Genomic DNA, 14414 nt, shown 5'->3' with positions numbered 1-14414 from the left:
GTCGCGATCGCGCAAGCAGAGGATTGCAACATGAAATTCGGTTTGTGGTCCGCGAACATCGGCCCGTGGGCGGCGCCTGCGGCGGCACTGGAATTGGCCAAGGCCGGCGAAGCCACCGGCTTCGAGTCGATCTGGACCGCCGAGCACTCGATCTTCCCCCGCCGGTACGCGTCCCGTTACCCCTACAGCGTGGATGGCAAGGCACCGGTGCCCGTTGAGACGCCGATGGGCGACCCGCTGATTCACCTCGCCTGGCTGGCGGGGCAGACGTCGTTGTTCCTCGGCACCGCGGCGGTCGTACTGCCGTTGCGAAACCCGGTTCTGCTCGCCAAGGAGTTGGCCTCGCTGGACTACCTCTCCGGCGGCCGGATCATCCTAGGGGTCGGGGTGGGCTGGCTGGAGGAAGAGTTCGCCGCCTGCGGGGTGCCCTGGGCGGGACGCGCTCAACGGGCCGAGGACGCGATCGCCGCCATGCGGACGCTGTGGTCGGGTGCGGATGTCAGCCACCATGGCCCGCACTTTGCATTCGACGCTGTCACCGCGTACCCACAGCCTGCGCGCGCGGGCGGGGTGCCGATCGTCATCGCCGGCAGCTCAGCGGCCGCGGCGAGGCGGGCGGGCCGAGTCGGCGACGGCTGGTTGCCGATGGACGTAGCCCACGACCATTTCCCCGCAAGGCTTTCGGAACTGAGGACGAGTGCCGAGCAGGCTGGCCGGGACGTGAGCGACATTGAGATCTACTACGGTATTTCGCCAATGACGGACGAATACCAACGAGTGATGGCCGACCCCGGCGAGATCCGGCGCTACGCCGACCTCGGGGTGTCGCGGCTCCTGCTCGGCGCACCGATTGTGGAACCGGGCGCGGTCAGGACTGTTCTGGAACAATTCGCCGAGACCGTCATGGTGAAGGTCTGACGATCGCCGCAGACCTGGCCAACCACGGAATGGCCGGGCGGTGCAACGTTTTTCGTCGGCGGAGCGCCCTAGCCGGTGCCCCCGCTCAGCGGAACCTGTGCAGGCAGCACACTCCCCGCCGGCGTGTGCAGCTTTCCATCCGACCCGACGTAGGCCGACCCACCGTCTTTGCCGGAGTTGTCGTTTCGCACCAACGGCACGACGGGTCCCGGACAGGCACGACCGGTCCCCGCGCCGCAGATCCCGTCGAGAAAATACGACCGCTTCTGGATGTCCTGGTTCCATTCGCGGCTGTGCGCCCCGACGAACAGATGCGGCAGCGTGTAAACCACAAGAAAGATCATGTTCACTGCGCCGATGATCGACAGCGCCCGAATGACGCCCTGCCCGGCCGGCGAGGCCTTGACGCGCTCCGAGCCGCGCTCGACCATCGTCCTGCCTCGGTCGTCGAGAAAGAAACGCAGGAACGCGTACGCGGTGAGCAGGATTCCCACCAGGAACGCCTCGTGCAACGGAAAGGCGTGGTAGCGGTCGGCGAAGATGTTGAGGTGCCCGCCGGCGTAGGTCCATACGCCCAGCGGCATGAAAGTCACGCCCTCGAACACGACATCGAACACGAACATCACGCCCCAACAGATCAGGGCAAGCCCGACCTTGCCGAGCTGCGGCCACCGGCCCGAAGCCCAGCGCAACGTCGCCACGCCGATGCGGACGGCGACGGTCATGATCACGACGTAAAGACCGATGATGGTCATCGGTGGTTCGACCACCGTCGCCCCGGGCGCACCGAACGACATCCAGCCGGGAACGCTCGTCACCCATGAGCCTCGGTTGAATGACCAGGAGTTGTAGGTGATCCAGGGGCCGAAGTAGTTGGATAACGGGTCCTGAAAGAACAAGGTGGAAAAGGCGAGCGTCAGCGCCCCGTCGACGGTGATTGTTCGCTCACGCCGCCACGGCCGAATGACGAACCACCAGATCAGGCCCGCCATCACCGGGATCATGGTGACCTGCAAGGTCATCAGGAAGACCTTCATGTACATCGGTGGATCGCTCGGCCCCACCGGCACGCGCTGGAAGTAGGGTCCTGCGATCCAGCGGGTAAGCACGTAGGTCATGAAGGCAAGCCACAACGCTCCAAACGATGCCCACCACAACACCGGCCGTGAGCGGCGCGGCTCAACCGGGCGACCACCGCCGGTGTTCGACTGCTCTCTTGTCTTGGCGCTTACCGAAATATTCACGGCTGCAGCTCCATTCGTCATCGAGTTGGCGGATTCATACCGTGCGCAGCGCCTGACTTCTCGGTGCCTCCGGCTGCGGCCGCATCGCGGCCAGCTCCGCCTCGAGCGCCGCAACACGATCCGCGATCGTGCGCCCGTCGCATTGCACATCATCGTGATTGATGGCACGGCCCGTGACGATGGTTGTCACCACCACCCACACGAAGTAGACGGTGACAGGAATCCAGAAGCCGATCAGCCCGTCCCACGCAAGGGGTCCCGTCTTGAAAATCCAGACCCCGAACGTCAGACCGACGCCCAACGCGCACCAGAGTTGGAAGTAGGAGAACCAACGCGGATAGACCGGCTGGGCGCGCTGGTCGCGCAGCGTTATCACCGCCAGTGCGACCATCTGAAACATCCCGGTGCAGACGATCCCGAGAAACGGCAGCCATCCGAGGTCGTCGAACGTCTGGACGCGCGAGGCATTGTCGGGCCGAAAAGCTGCCATCAGCCAGAATGCGCATGGATAGACGAATTCGATGACCACGCACCCCTGGGCCGCCGCCCAGGCCCATGCAAGTGGCGCTCGCGGACCTTCGACGCGCAACATCTGTGCACAGATCGCGCCGCCCCACGGCAGCAGTAGCGCCGAGGCGAACAGGGAGAGCACCATCCCCACCCGGATGCCGAAGAGATGGTCGCGGAAGAAGCGACCGATTTGCTCCGGGTCGTCCGCGGGTGACGGCGGCGGAACCATGCGTGCCAACAACACCCAGCCGATCAGGAAGAGGACGATGAAACCGAAGACCGAGTACAGACTCCACAGCTGCACGCGCTTGCCACTCATCGCATCCAAACCTTTCTCACGAAGTGAACGGCCGCGCCCGCGCGTGACTAGCCCCGGTCGTAGGCGACCTGCGGTGGATAGTTCCGGCCGAACACCCCGCCATTCGCTCCCCCGTTTCGGTTGTCGTTGCGCAGCATTGGCACATCGGGTCCCGGGCAGGCCAGGCCTGGCCCCTCACCGCATGTGTACGTCAGGTACGACCGCTTCTGGATGTCGGTGTTCCACTCCGTCGAATGCGCCCCAAACCAGGTGTTGGGCAACGTGTATCCGATCGTCATCGCAAGCGTCACCAGCCCGGTCACCGCGAGCATCCGCACCGCCGCGACCTTGATCGGCCCGCCCCCGAGTTGCTCGGCTCCCCGCTCAGCCAACGATTGACCGCGGTCATTGGTGAAGAACTTGATGCAGGCGAACATGGTGAAAATCGCTCCGGTGGTCAGCGCCTCGTTGACCGGATACCCGTGGTAGGTGTCGGCGAAGATCTTGAGGTGCCCGCCCGGGTACTCCCAGGAGCCCATGGGCATGAAGACGACGCCCTCGAAGATCAAGTCGAATGGCACCATCACCGCAAAGCAGATCGCGGCCAGCCCCACTCGCGGTATCGCGGGCCAGCGCCTGTGCGCCCGGCGCATGATCGCCGCGCCCATCATCGTCACCAAGAGGAAGACCACGATGTACGCGCCCGGCACGATGAGCAGCGGAAAAGCCACCTGGTGGTCCGGAGTTCCGGGCGCTAGGGCACCGGGCAGGCTATTGAGCCACGAGCCCATGTTCACTTGCCAGGCGTTGTAGGTATACCAGTGTCCGACATAGGCACTGAGTGGATCGTGAAATGACAGCATCAGAAACGCGACGACCATGAGCCCGTCGAGCCCGATGCGTCGTTCCCGCCGCCACGGCCGCACCACGAACCAATACAGGACGATCAGCCCGCCAATCGGCAAGACGATCTGCCAGATTGTCAGCTCAATCTTCATCCACCGGGGAACCGGAGTGGGGCCGGGATCGACCGACTTGAAGTACGGCCCGGTCATCCACCGAACCAGGACGAACGCCTGAAATACGAGCAGTGTCGCGCCAAGAGTGGCCCACCATTTGACCGCCGGGGCGGGCCGCTCGCCGGCCGCAATCGGACGTTGTTTGGCCACCCCGGGAGACGTGATACTCATGTCGGGACCTTTCTGGTCGCGGTCAGCTGGCGAACGATCCGCTCCCCCGCGGCTTGACCGGATACCAGAGCGCCGTTGACGCCGGGGATCGGTCCGATATCTCCGGCGAGCTGTATCCGCGCGGCCGGGTCGGTCTCGCGCATGAAGCGGTCCACTGCGCGGAAGCGGCCCTCGCGCATGATCGGAACGACGTTGCGCCACCGCCCAATCTCAAAGTCGACGACCTTCGAGGTGAGATCGCCGTAGTAGGGCTTCACGAAACCCAGCACGGCGTCGATCACCTTCTCGTCAGGGTTGTCCAGATTGTCCAGGCACCACTCGTGGCGGCAGAACGTGGTGATCATCCCCTTGCCATCGGGGCATCTGTTGTTGGCCTTGAGATGATCGACGATCACGCCGCACAGGTCGGGTTGTTCGCGTGGAGAGCACATGATGTATGTCGCCGGATTCGACGGCCGCTCCGACAACGCGATATGGCAGTTGACACTGCAGATGTAGTCGGTGTTCTGGTAGTACTCGCGGGCGAATCCGGATATTTGAGGATATATTTCCAGCGCCGCCGCCGTCGTCGTGGCAACGACGGCGTTTGCGAATTCCTCTGTTCTCTCTCGACCGTCGCGGGTGAAGGTGACCTCGACGCGATCACCCGCGTCGGTGACGTTGATGACCGGTGTCGCGACCCGAACATCAGTCAGCTGCGCCGCCATTGCCCGCGGCAACGCATCCATGCCGTCGTCGAGCCCATAGAAATAGGGCTTGAAAAAGTTCTTCATCGTCCACAACAGCTGGCCCACCGAAGCATACGAAGGATCGCTTAGCCAGGGCCCCCGAACCACCACAGCGGCAACATAATCGAGGATCTCGTCGCCCAGCTCACGCTTGCAGTACGTCGTGACCGTGTCGGTATCGATGGCGGCGACACCCGAAGCATCGGTGTAATTCAGGTCTTTCCAATGCTTCATCAGGAAAAGCAACAGCTTGGCCAGCTTCAGCTTGGCCCGACCGGACAGATAAGGCGTCCTCAGTAGGCTCAGCGGCTTGCTGAGGTCGAGGAAATTCAGTTCACCTCCGCGGGGCATCGCCCCGAAGGCGTCGAATTTGTGCATCTGCGGACCGAGGCCGACCTGGCGCATTTCCTGCGTGGCCTCGGCGTAACTGCCGAGATAAATGAACGCCCCGACGTCGTAAACAAATCCGCCTCGTCGGACCGTCTTGATCCGGCCGCCGACCCTGTCTTCGGACTCGAACACCACCGGTGTACCGCCCGCTCCCTGGATCCGCCGCGCCGCGGCCAGCCCGGCGACACCACCGCCCACAATCGCCGTCCTCGCGTCTGCCACCCGGCCAACTTAACGTAGAAATGATTCGAAAATCAACAATGATTCGATAATCAGTCACGGATCTCCGGGGCCGCTTTTAAGCTGTGGTGGTGGCACCACCTAACGGACCGTCCCGCACCGCACGACGGCAGGCCCAGACACGAGTAGATCTGATCAGCGCCGCGCGGGAAATCATCGCCGAACGCGGCGTGGATGCCCTGCGGGTCAGTGACGTCACGAAGCGTGCCGATGTCGCGTTCGGCACCTTCTACAACCAGTTCAAGACCAAGGACGACATCGTCGAAGCGGTTGTGGCCGAGACGATTGTCGGGCTCGCGCACTCGGTCGAAGAATCAGCGGAGTTCGGTGATCCGGCAGAGGCGCTCGTTGCGTCGACCAGGGCCATCGTCCGTATCGCGTACGACGACCCCCCGCTGGCGCGCCTCCTGGTGAAACTCGAGCAGGCCGAGACCCGCTTCGAGCGGATCATCCGTCCGCAGGCCGGCGCGCTGCTGGAGCGCGGGGTGGCTGACGGGCGCTTTACCATCGACGACCTCGAGACCACCCTGACGATGTCGATTGCGGCGGCATTCGAGGTGATCAGGGGCATCCTCGACGGACGGCTGGGCGACCGGGCCGATTTCGCTTGTGCGGAAATGCTGCTGCGCATGGCCGGAGTCAAGCCGCAATGCGCTACACGCTATGTGCGCGCAGCTGAAGGTGTTTCGTGATGTTGTGGTGCCGAGGCCATGATGCGCCGTGTGCTCTCACCGGCGTATCCGCTTAGTCGTGTGCGCCAAACTCGCTCTGGGCATCCAGAACGACGGCATCGAACTTCTCGACCGATTGCGCCAACACGCTCACCCCAAGAGTCGGACTCGATCTCAGAGTCTCAGCCGTCCATCACCGCTGTTGATCCCGATGGAGCCGCTGCAGGCGCAATGGTCCAGTCAGTCAGCGGCCCTCGATGATGCGGTGCGCAGCGTGCTCACCCCAACGCGCGGCGGATTCCATGGAACCCGCGCCGAATAGGTCGCCGGCAACCTGTACCGGGCCCCGGGTAGGCAGCGAATCCCGCAGGACACTGTTTCGGCGCCAAAAGCCTGGGTCCGCAAGATAACCCGCATACGGCCAGCGCGTCACCACCGAGAGTTCGCGGTTTCCGGCAAGTTCGGGGCATAACCCTTCGATGGTGCCGGCGGCCCAGGCTTCCAGTTGAGCGTCGGTGTATTCGAGGAACCTGTCGGTGACAGCGGTATCGGTGTAAATGGTGACGAGGCTGTGTCCGTGCGGTGCCCGATCGGCGGCCTTGTTGTGTTGCAGGAAGATCAGCAGCGCCTCGGGTTGCTCGACAGTGGGGACGAGGACCGTGTAGGCCCTGCTCGTGGTCGGAACCCGATAGCCGAGCGACACGCTGATCAGCTTGACGTTGCGTAGCTTGTCGCCGAACGCCGGCGATGCCGTCAGCAGTGGCGGCCACATCTCGACGGCACGGTGATACATGGCGCTGATGACACAGTTGTCGGCGCCGACGTCATGGGCGCCCGTGCTGTCGAGGTATGACACGATCACGCCCGATTCGGTCTCGTCGACGTGAGTGACCGTCGCGCCGTAGCGCACATCGAGCCGCGATGCGAGCTCATTGGGCACCGTCGCCAACCCGCCCCGCAGGCTACGCAGGCCACCAGACCAGGCACCCAGCGCTCCAAGCACATTCACACTGGACGCGTGCCGGGCGCCGGAACCGGTGGTGAGGCGCATCATCGGATCGATGAGATACTCGGCCACCTCGCGGCCGAAATAGCGTCGGGCGAAATCGTGCGCGGAGACATCCGGATCGTCCAGCGTCGAGGATCGCCCCATATCGTAGGAGTCGACACCTTTGATCGCCTTGCGCAATCGGATGAACCCGGCGGCCAGGCGCAGCTTGCCCGGGATGGACAGCGCGGGCGTAAAGGGCAGGCTGGGTAGGTTTTCCGGATCGATGTCGATCACCCGCCCCTGCCGGACGAGACCCATGACGGCGCTGGTGTCCACCAGGCGGTCCTCGAGCCCGAGATCCGCCACCAACTTCAGGTAACTCGCGTAGCCGGCCGTCAGGGCGTCCGGCCCGGTATCGACGATGTAGCCGCCGTGGCGCTCCGTTTGCACGCGGCCACCTGGTCCGCTACCAGATTCGAGCACCGTGACTGTGGCGCCACGTTGTTGCAACCGGTATGCGGCGGCCAGCCCGGACAGCCCCGCGCCGACGACGACGACCGAAGTCACGAGCGACCGGCCCGGTGTTTGAAAAGCTCCCCGGCAGGCTTCATCACATAACTCCGCTCGGTCTGCATCATCCGTTAGTAAACGATCGTTATCAGGGGCCAAGTTACCACAGCTGGCCACCGCCCAGACTCGATCGCTTCCCTGTTCTCCATCGGCTGGACGGCAAAGCCCCTTTGTTGCCTGCTGCGGCAATAGCGCGGCCGGCGCCGATGTCGAGTTGCGCGCTTATGCTGACTCCTGATGAGCTCATTACGCGAGCGAAAGAAAGCGGCACTACGCGCGACGATTGTCCGCTCGGCCGTCGAGCCGATCGTGCAGCGCGGCTACGACTCGGTCGGAATGGAAGAAATCGCGCACGCCTCGATGTGCTCGCGCAGCACGTTGAACAGGTACTTCGGCACTAAAGAGGACGTCCTGTTCCCGGCGGTCTCCGAAGTCATCGAAGGATTGCGGCGCGCCCTGGACAATGCGCCGAGCAAAGGTGATCGATGGACGATTGCGCGTGCAGCGGTCACCACACAACTGGGCCAGTTCTTCGAGAATTTTGAGCCGGATCTGCGCGTGACGATCATGCGGCTCTGGTTCACCGAATCCGCCCCACGTCGGCGGTATCTCGAAATCACGTACGAGTGGGAAGAAATACTGAAGGGATACTTCGCGGCCGGCTTGCCCGACAGCCCGGACGCCCACCTGCTCGCGTCGGCGAAGGTGTCCGCATTGCGCGCGGTGCTGCACGCGGCGATCGAAACGGGCGATGACATATCAAAGCTGGCCGACCATGCGTTCGGCATGCTCGAAGCCGGCCTGCCGGCCGCGACACGGCCCCCGCGACACAGGTAACGCGTCTTCGCGCGGCGGCCCGCACCGCTCGGGACTCGGGCCCAAACAACAGCGTTGGGAAGCAGGCATCATCGGCGGTTGCGCCGCACGGATGAGTCCCTACGCCACGAATTGCGCAAAACAACGCGGAGCGTCGCCAAATGTCTTCTGCAAACTGGTTTACTACGATAACGTGAACGCACGTTAATATCCGCCGCTCGCTAGGAGATGGCATGACCCCAGTCCAAGCCAAACTTCGTCTGTTCGGCGCCTGGTGCGGCCCCGGATACCTGCTCCTGCTCTTTGTCGGCTGGGGCGCCTTCGCCGGCTTTCTGCCCCCAGTTTCTCCGTCGCGCAACGCCGATGAAATTGCGCGAATCTTCCAGGACAACACCAATGGCATCCGCATCGGCATGGTGCTGGTGATGTGGGCGGCCGGTGTCTTCATCTTCTTCGCCGCCGCGATCGGGCAGTTCCTGTCCAAAGTCGAAGGCGGCGCGGGCGTGCTCACCTATGGCGCAGTGATCGGCGGCTGCGGCAACATGGTCCTGTCGTTTTACCCGGCCATTTGGTGGCTCGTCGCAGCCTACCGTCCAGAGCGGGCGGCTCAGTTGACTTATATTTTCAACGACATGGCGTGGCTACAGTTCATCGGTGGAGTGTCCATGTTTGCGGCGCTCCCCGTCGCGATCGCCATCGCCGCCTTCATCGACAAGAGCTCCGATCCGGTCTTTCCGCGCTGGGCCGGCTACGTCAACATCATGGTGGTCTTGCTGATCCTGCCCGACCAGCTGTTGTTCTTCTTCCACTCCGGACCGTGGTCGTGGAATGGGCTGTTCGGATTGTGGATCCCGGTGGTGCTGTTCGGCGGCTGGTTCCTGGTGACGTTCTACTTGATGCGCGCCGCGGTGCTGCGGGCCAAGCGGGATCTCAGTCCCGCGGCCGAAAGCCTGGAGGTCATCGCGACCAGCGGGTAGTCAACCGGCGGCCAACGTGTGCTGAGTCGTCCCGTTCACAGATACGAATCGATCAGCACCGTCAAACGCTCACAAGTTTCCACGTCATCGGTCAGCGGACTGGCGATCGCCGACACCGCCGCCGTGCGGGGACGCAGGCCAACGCGCACCAGGGTCGCGGTCGCGACCAGCGCACGCGTGGAAGCGGTCTCGCGCAATGCGGCGTCATCGAGGCGGCGGATCGCTTGGCCCAGCCTGATGATGTCGTCGAGCGCGTTGGAGTCGAGGCCGCTTTCCTGCAGCAGAATCTTGCGTTCGACGTCCGGGGGCGGAAAGCCCAGGTCGATGCCGACAAGACGCTGGCGCGTGGACATCTTGAGGTCCTTGAGAACGCTCTGATAGCCGGGGTTATACGACACGACGAGCTGAAAGCCCTCTGCCGCTTGCAGTTTGAGGCCACCGAGGCGCTCGATGTTCAATTCGCGACGGTGATCGGCGAGCGAGTGCACAGCGACGATCGCGTCCTGGCGGGCTTCGACGACTTCATCGAGGTAGCAGATGCCTCCTTGGCGCACCGCCTGCGTCAGGGGGCCGTCCACCCACTCGGTACTTGAATCGCGGAGCACGAACCGGCCCAACAGATCCGACGAGGTCATGTCCTCATGGCAGCATACGGTGAACAGCGGCACCCCGAACTGGTCTGCCATGTGCTCAACGAGCCGAGTCTTGCCGCAACCCGTGGGGCCCTTCAGCATGACCGGAAGACCCGATTGCCACGCCGCGGTGAACACGTCGACTTCGTCACCGACAGGAATGTACGGGCGTTTCTTCGGGTCTTCCCCGAGAACATTGTCACGCACGAAATCCCGTTGCTCCACTGTCAATTCGCTCATTCCCACCTCACTGGTTCACACATATGTGTTCATGGCATTGCGCTTGGCCGCGTGTAGCGACCGGAGGTATCCGTGGTGTTCTTCGGACAGCAGTTCGCGCCGACGGCCGTTGCTGCGTGTGACTCGCAGCGCGTTGAGCAGCAGGCCGCGCAGGTGTCGCTGGATATCGCCGCATTGTCCGATCACCCTGAACGACGCGTCCGACCACACGTCCTCAAGGACCTCGGGCTCGGTCGACGAGCGGATTCCGATTCCGGCGACTCCGATTCCCTGCAGCACCGCTTCCTTGATCGCCTGCCGCGCGTCGGCACGCGCATAGCGATCCTCGTAGCCGTCGTCGTAAGGCAGTCCGTCACCAACCACCAAGAGCACCATATTCTTCGCCAAGGCCTGCGATTCCAGGACATGGGTGGCGTGGCGTATCGCGGCGCCGATGCGTGTGAACCCGGACGGTTGAACCGACTGCAGCCGATGTTTGGCGGCCGAATCGAACCTTGCGTTGAAGCTCTTGATCCTCAGAAACCGCACCGCGTCCTTGCCGCGCGAGTAGAACCCATATGTCCCCACCCGATCACCCAGCCGTTCCAGCGCCACCGTGAGATCACCGGCAAGTCGACGCTCCTCCTCGAAGACAACTCGACCTCCGGCGTCCTCTCCGGTCGAACCCGAACAATCCAGGAGCACAAGCACCGAAAGGTCACGCCTGGTCAGCCGACTGCTCTCATAGATATACGGGTCCGGGTTGTCGCCGTGCCGGCGGTCGGTCTCGTAGTCCAGCAACGCCGACAGATCCAGCGAATCGCCTTCCGGCTGGCGGCGGTGGCGCTCGGGCTCGATTCCGACTCGGGCCAGGGGACGCTGCAGGAAAGACCTGGCAGCGTCATCACCATGCGCGGCTTCCGTGTCGGCCGGATCGTATTCGGCGACCGCGCACCAATCGAAGCGATAAGCACCCTTGTGGCAGTCCCACTCCGGGTAACGCGTACCGACGACCGAAGCCGGTTCGAGCACAGCCGACAGAAGCCGCCCCATCGGACCCTTCCTGGCGTTTCGCCCGACCGGCCCAAATCGTTGCTTGCCCACCGGGATTTCGGCAGAGCCTTGGTGTTTGTCCCGACCGCTGCGACCCATCCCAAGGAGCTTCTGGATCGCATCGCCGAGCGGATTGGGTATTCCCGGAGCCGACAGCAGATTAATGATCTTGCTTTCGTCGCCCTCGTCGCCGGCGTCATCCTCCTGTTGCGAGTCTTCTTGTTCAAGCTTGCCGAGTTGCTTCAGGTCGCGGTCCGTGGGCGAGGCCCGCAGGTCCTCCTCACTCGTCCGCCGCAGCCGAGACGGCTGCAACACACCGACCCATGCGGGCAGCGACGGGACACGTTCGCGACCCAGCGCGCGGTGCAACGACTCGTCGCTGCCGCCTGAGATCGCCGACAAACCCGTCGATTTGATCCGGCTCAGCGTCCGGGCCGGCAGGACGTGGTCCAGTTGCTCGGCAACGCGACCGAGTTCCAAAGCGAGATAACGCTTCACCACCGCGGGACGTTGCCGGGCAAGCTGCACCATCAAGTCTTTGCGCAGCGCACCACCAGCCAGCAGTGCCGCCTGCACCGCGACCGCGTCGCGCACGTCCACCGCATCCAGGCTCGCCGCGATGTATACCGTGCGCCCGTTCGTGTGGGTTGGTTCGCTGTGCGTTGCTTCGACGGCTAACGGACGTGAGGCGATCGCGGACGCGAGGACAGCGAATCTGGTGATCGATGAAATGGTTTTCCTCGCACTACTTTCCGCGATCGAAGGGCACCATGCTCGGTAACGTGGTGTTGGGAGGCACAACCACGTTGCCATTGGGGTCCAGATGCGCCGAACCGCCGTGGGGGTCCAGGTTGTTGTTGCGGAACTGGGGAACAGCCGGCCCCGGGCACATCTGGTCGGTTCCCTCACCGCACAGCCCATTGGTCAAATACGAACGCTGCTGCAGGTCCGCGGGCCAGTCGGCCATACGCGTCGCGGTCCACGTGTTGAGCACGTTGTAGAGGACGAAGAACAACATATTGACGAAACCGATCATCGCCAGCGCTCGCAGGGCGCTCTTGCGCCGATCCGAGGCCTTCAGCGACTCGAGACCACGGTCCGCGAGGGTCTCGCCGCGGTCGTTCTTGAAAAAACGCAAGATGGCGACGGACGCGAACGCGGAGCCGGCCGTGATCATCTCGGTCAGCGGAAAGCGGTGGTAGGTGTTCGGGAAGATACTGAAGTGCCCGCCCGGGTACTCCCATATCCCCAGCGGCATGAACATGATGCCTTCCAGCACAATGTCGAAGCCGAACATCGCGACGACACACATTGCGGCGAGCTTGACCGCGCTCAGCTGGGGCCAGCGCTTGCGCGCGGTGCGCATCACCCAGGCTCCGGCGAACATCGCTACCACGAAGCAATACACGTATGCCCCGGGGATGATCAGAATCGGCTCGACCAGCATCGCCCCGGGCGCGGCTTTGCCGGTCGCAAAGGGGACGCTGTTGACCCAGGAGCCATAGTTGAGCGCCCAAGCGTTGTAGGTGAACCACGTTCCGCTGTAGGCGGACAGCGGATCCTGGAACCAGACCGTCGCGAACGCGATCGTCAACGCCCCGTCAACGCTGAGCTTGCCATCGCGGCGCCATGGCCGCACGACCAGAAAATAGAAGCAAGCCAATATGGCCGGGATCGAGATGACTTCGAAGAACACGACCGCGACCTTCATGAAGGTCGGAACCGGGGTCGGACCGACCGGCACGGTCTTGAACAACGGGCCCAGCACCCAGGCGGTCAGCACGGCCACCATGAACACCAGGTAGGCAGCGCCGGCGGCCGCCCACCACTTCACTGGTGCCGACGTGCGCGGCGCCGCATCGACTGCTCGTGAGGCGGTTACCCGCGTCGGATGGTCCAGCCTTTCAGCCATCTGGGTCATCGTCGGCCCCCTTCGAACGAACCACTCCGACGCTTATTTGTTGTTGGTGAATCCTGCATCCATGACAAACGTGCTGCCGGTAATGTAGCGGCCCGCGTCCGAAACCAGGTGCATGATCGAGTCCGTGACGTCTTGCGGCTCGAGCAACCCGTTCGGTACCGGCAGCGGATTTTGCAGGTTCTCCGCGATCGTCGGGAACTCCTGCACGTAGCGTCCGAAGGCCTCATTGGCGATCATCGGCGAGTTGACCCCGGTCGGGTGAATTGTGTTCACCCGAATGTTTTCTGGTGCAAGCACATTGGCCCAAGAACGCATCAGGCCGACGACGCCGTGCTTGGAGGCGGTGTACCCGAGCACACCGGGCGAGCCGTCCCCGAGTCCGCCGACCAAACCCGCTGTGGAGCTGGTGATCACGATCGATCCACCGCGTCCGCCGGCCCGCAGGTGCGGGATCGCGGGCTCCACGGTGTTGAACACGCCGACGAGCATGATGTCGATACCGGCCAGGAAGGCGCTGCGCTGTAGGCGCTGCGGCCCGGTGATGGCCATGACGCCGGCATTCGCCAGCACGATGTCCAGTCGCCCCAGTTCGGCCACGCCGTCGTCGACGACGCGCTTCACCGCCTCATGATCACGAACGTCAACGACCGACAGCAGCGCCTTGCGGCCGAACTTCTCGATCAGCTTGGCCGTCTCGTCGAGATCATCGCGGGTGGCGAGTGGGTATTCCACCGAATCGTCGTTCGCACAGATGTCGAAACCGATGATGTCGGCGCCTTCCTCGGCAAGTCGCACCGCGTGCGAGCGGCCCTGCCCCCGCGCTACCCCGGATATGAAGGCGACCTTGTTATCGGCGAGTCCCATGAAGTTAGTGTCCTTGTCTCCAGTCTCTCCCGAACGGACGTTCTTCCGACGGGGTCACGTTTTTAAGGTTCAACGTCTCATAATTGCCGATTCGGGGTGTTTGTGTCAATGCTCACACGCGACTCAGGAATGACTATGCTGACGGAACGATCGTTTACATTGCCAGAGGAAACCGAGAAAAC

General features: G+C 63.4%; 13 protein-coding genes. 4 read left to right on the top strand and 9 right to left on the bottom strand.

Translation table 11 applies throughout. From position 1 onward, the window contains the following. Positions 1-30 precede the first annotated feature (30 nt). Positions 31-918: a TIGR03619 family F420-dependent LLM class oxidoreductase gene (locus tag EPN51_RS18335; protein ID WP_293045105.1), complete on the top strand. Its 888-nt coding sequence runs from the start codon at positions 31-33 to the stop codon at positions 916-918. Positions 919-986: 68 nt separating this feature from the next. Here the strand turns inward: EPN51_RS18335 and EPN51_RS18330 are convergent, their stop codons facing one another. Genes EPN51_RS18330 through EPN51_RS18315 form a run of 4 tightly spaced genes read right to left on the bottom strand, consistent with a single transcriptional unit; the run spans position 987 to position 5500 of the window. Next, complete coding sequence (locus tag EPN51_RS18330) at positions 987-2162, bottom strand: spirocyclase AveC family protein (protein WP_293045103.1); 1176 nt, start codon at positions 2160-2162, stop codon at positions 987-989. Between the two features lie 34 nt (positions 2163-2196). Beyond that, a complete protein-coding gene (locus EPN51_RS18325; protein ID WP_293045101.1) occupies positions 2197-2991 on the bottom strand; it encodes a hypothetical protein in 795 nt (264 codons plus the stop codon). 47 nt (positions 2992-3038) lie between these two features. Then, the gene (locus tag EPN51_RS18320) at positions 3039-4160 is read right to left on the bottom strand and encodes a spirocyclase AveC family protein (protein ID WP_293045099.1); all 1122 of its coding nucleotides are present in this window, start codon (positions 4158-4160) and stop codon (positions 3039-3041) included. Next, entirely contained in the window at positions 4157-5500 is a 1344-nt protein-coding gene (locus EPN51_RS18315; RefSeq protein WP_293045098.1) for an FAD-dependent oxidoreductase, read from the bottom strand. Before EPN51_RS18315 ends, EPN51_RS18320 begins: the two co-directional genes overlap by 4 nt. 83 nt (positions 5501-5583) lie before the next feature. On the opposite strand from EPN51_RS18315, the gene EPN51_RS18310 reads away from it, so the two are divergent. After that, positions 5584-6210, top strand: a complete 627-nt coding sequence (locus tag EPN51_RS18310) for a TetR/AcrR family transcriptional regulator (protein ID WP_293045096.1) — start codon at positions 5584-5586, stop codon at positions 6208-6210. A 223-nt stretch (positions 6211-6433) separates the two neighbouring features. On the opposite strand, the gene EPN51_RS18305 is transcribed toward EPN51_RS18310, so the two are convergent. Further along, a complete protein-coding gene (locus tag EPN51_RS18305) occupies positions 6434-7747 on the bottom strand; it encodes an FAD-dependent oxidoreductase (RefSeq protein ID WP_293045095.1) in 1314 nt (437 codons plus the stop codon). Positions 7748-7987: 240 nt separating this feature from the next. Between EPN51_RS18305 and EPN51_RS18300 the strand changes: the two genes are divergently transcribed. Both EPN51_RS18300 and EPN51_RS18295 read left to right on the top strand, forming a co-directional pair. Next, a complete protein-coding gene (locus EPN51_RS18300; protein ID WP_293045093.1) occupies positions 7988-8587 on the top strand; it encodes a TetR/AcrR family transcriptional regulator in 600 nt (199 codons plus the stop codon). Between the two features lie 212 nt (positions 8588-8799). Next, the gene (locus tag EPN51_RS18295) at positions 8800-9543 is read left to right on the top strand and encodes a hypothetical protein (RefSeq protein WP_293045092.1); all 744 of its coding nucleotides are present in this window, start codon (positions 8800-8802) and stop codon (positions 9541-9543) included. Positions 9544-9578: 35 nt separating this feature from the next. On the opposite strand, the gene EPN51_RS18290 is transcribed toward EPN51_RS18295, so the two are convergent. The 4 genes from EPN51_RS18290 to EPN51_RS18275 form a co-directional block, all read right to left on the bottom strand. Beyond that, entirely contained in the window at positions 9579-10415 is an 837-nt protein-coding gene (locus EPN51_RS18290) for a CbbQ/NirQ/NorQ/GpvN family protein (protein ID WP_293045090.1), read from the bottom strand. 15 nt (positions 10416-10430) lie between these two features. Then, on the bottom strand, positions 10431-12047 hold the full coding sequence (locus EPN51_RS18285) for a VWA domain-containing protein (RefSeq protein ID WP_293045089.1): 1617 nt from the start codon (positions 12045-12047) through the stop codon (positions 10431-10433). 145 nt (positions 12048-12192) lie between these two features. Continuing rightward, a complete protein-coding gene (locus tag EPN51_RS18280) occupies positions 12193-13359 on the bottom strand; it encodes a spirocyclase AveC family protein (RefSeq protein WP_293045087.1) in 1167 nt (388 codons plus the stop codon). Positions 13360-13401: 42 nt separating this feature from the next. Then, the gene (locus tag EPN51_RS18275) at positions 13402-14232 is read right to left on the bottom strand and encodes a mycofactocin-coupled SDR family oxidoreductase (RefSeq protein WP_293045086.1); all 831 of its coding nucleotides are present in this window, start codon (positions 14230-14232) and stop codon (positions 13402-13404) included. Positions 14233-14414 lie beyond the last annotated feature (182 nt).

Source organism: Mycobacterium sp., from assembly GCF_004298145.1.
Classification (GTDB): Bacteria; Actinomycetota; Actinomycetes; order Mycobacteriales; family Mycobacteriaceae; genus Mycobacterium.
This window is presented reverse-complemented; position numbering and strand designations above follow the sequence as displayed.

What these genes read in the sequence shown, in the direction of transcription:
- EPN51_RS18335 (WP_293045105.1), top strand. Translation starts at nt 31, where the DNA reads ATGAAATTCGGTTTGTGGTCCGCGAACATCGGCCCGTGGGCGGCGCCT.
- EPN51_RS18325 (WP_293045101.1), bottom strand. Translation starts at nt 2,991, where the DNA reads ATGAGTGGCAAGCGCGTGCAGCTGTGGAGTCTGTACTCGGTCTTCGGT.
- EPN51_RS18320 (WP_293045099.1), bottom strand. Translation starts at nt 4,160, where the DNA reads ATGAGTATCACGTCTCCCGGGGTGGCCAAACAACGTCCGATTGCGGCC.
- EPN51_RS18300 (WP_293045093.1), top strand. Translation starts at nt 7,988, where the DNA reads ATGAGCTCATTACGCGAGCGAAAGAAAGCGGCACTACGCGCGACGATT.
- EPN51_RS18295 (WP_293045092.1), top strand. Translation starts at nt 8,800, where the DNA reads ATGACCCCAGTCCAAGCCAAACTTCGTCTGTTCGGCGCCTGGTGCGGC.
- EPN51_RS18290 (WP_293045090.1), bottom strand. Translation starts at nt 10,415, where the DNA reads ATGAGCGAATTGACAGTGGAGCAACGGGATTTCGTGCGTGACAATGTT.
- EPN51_RS18280 (WP_293045087.1), bottom strand. Translation starts at nt 13,359, where the DNA reads ATGGCTGAAAGGCTGGACCATCCGACGCGGGTAACCGCCTCACGAGCA.
- EPN51_RS18275 (WP_293045086.1), bottom strand. Translation starts at nt 14,232, where the DNA reads ATGGGACTCGCCGATAACAAGGTCGCCTTCATATCCGGGGTAGCGCGG.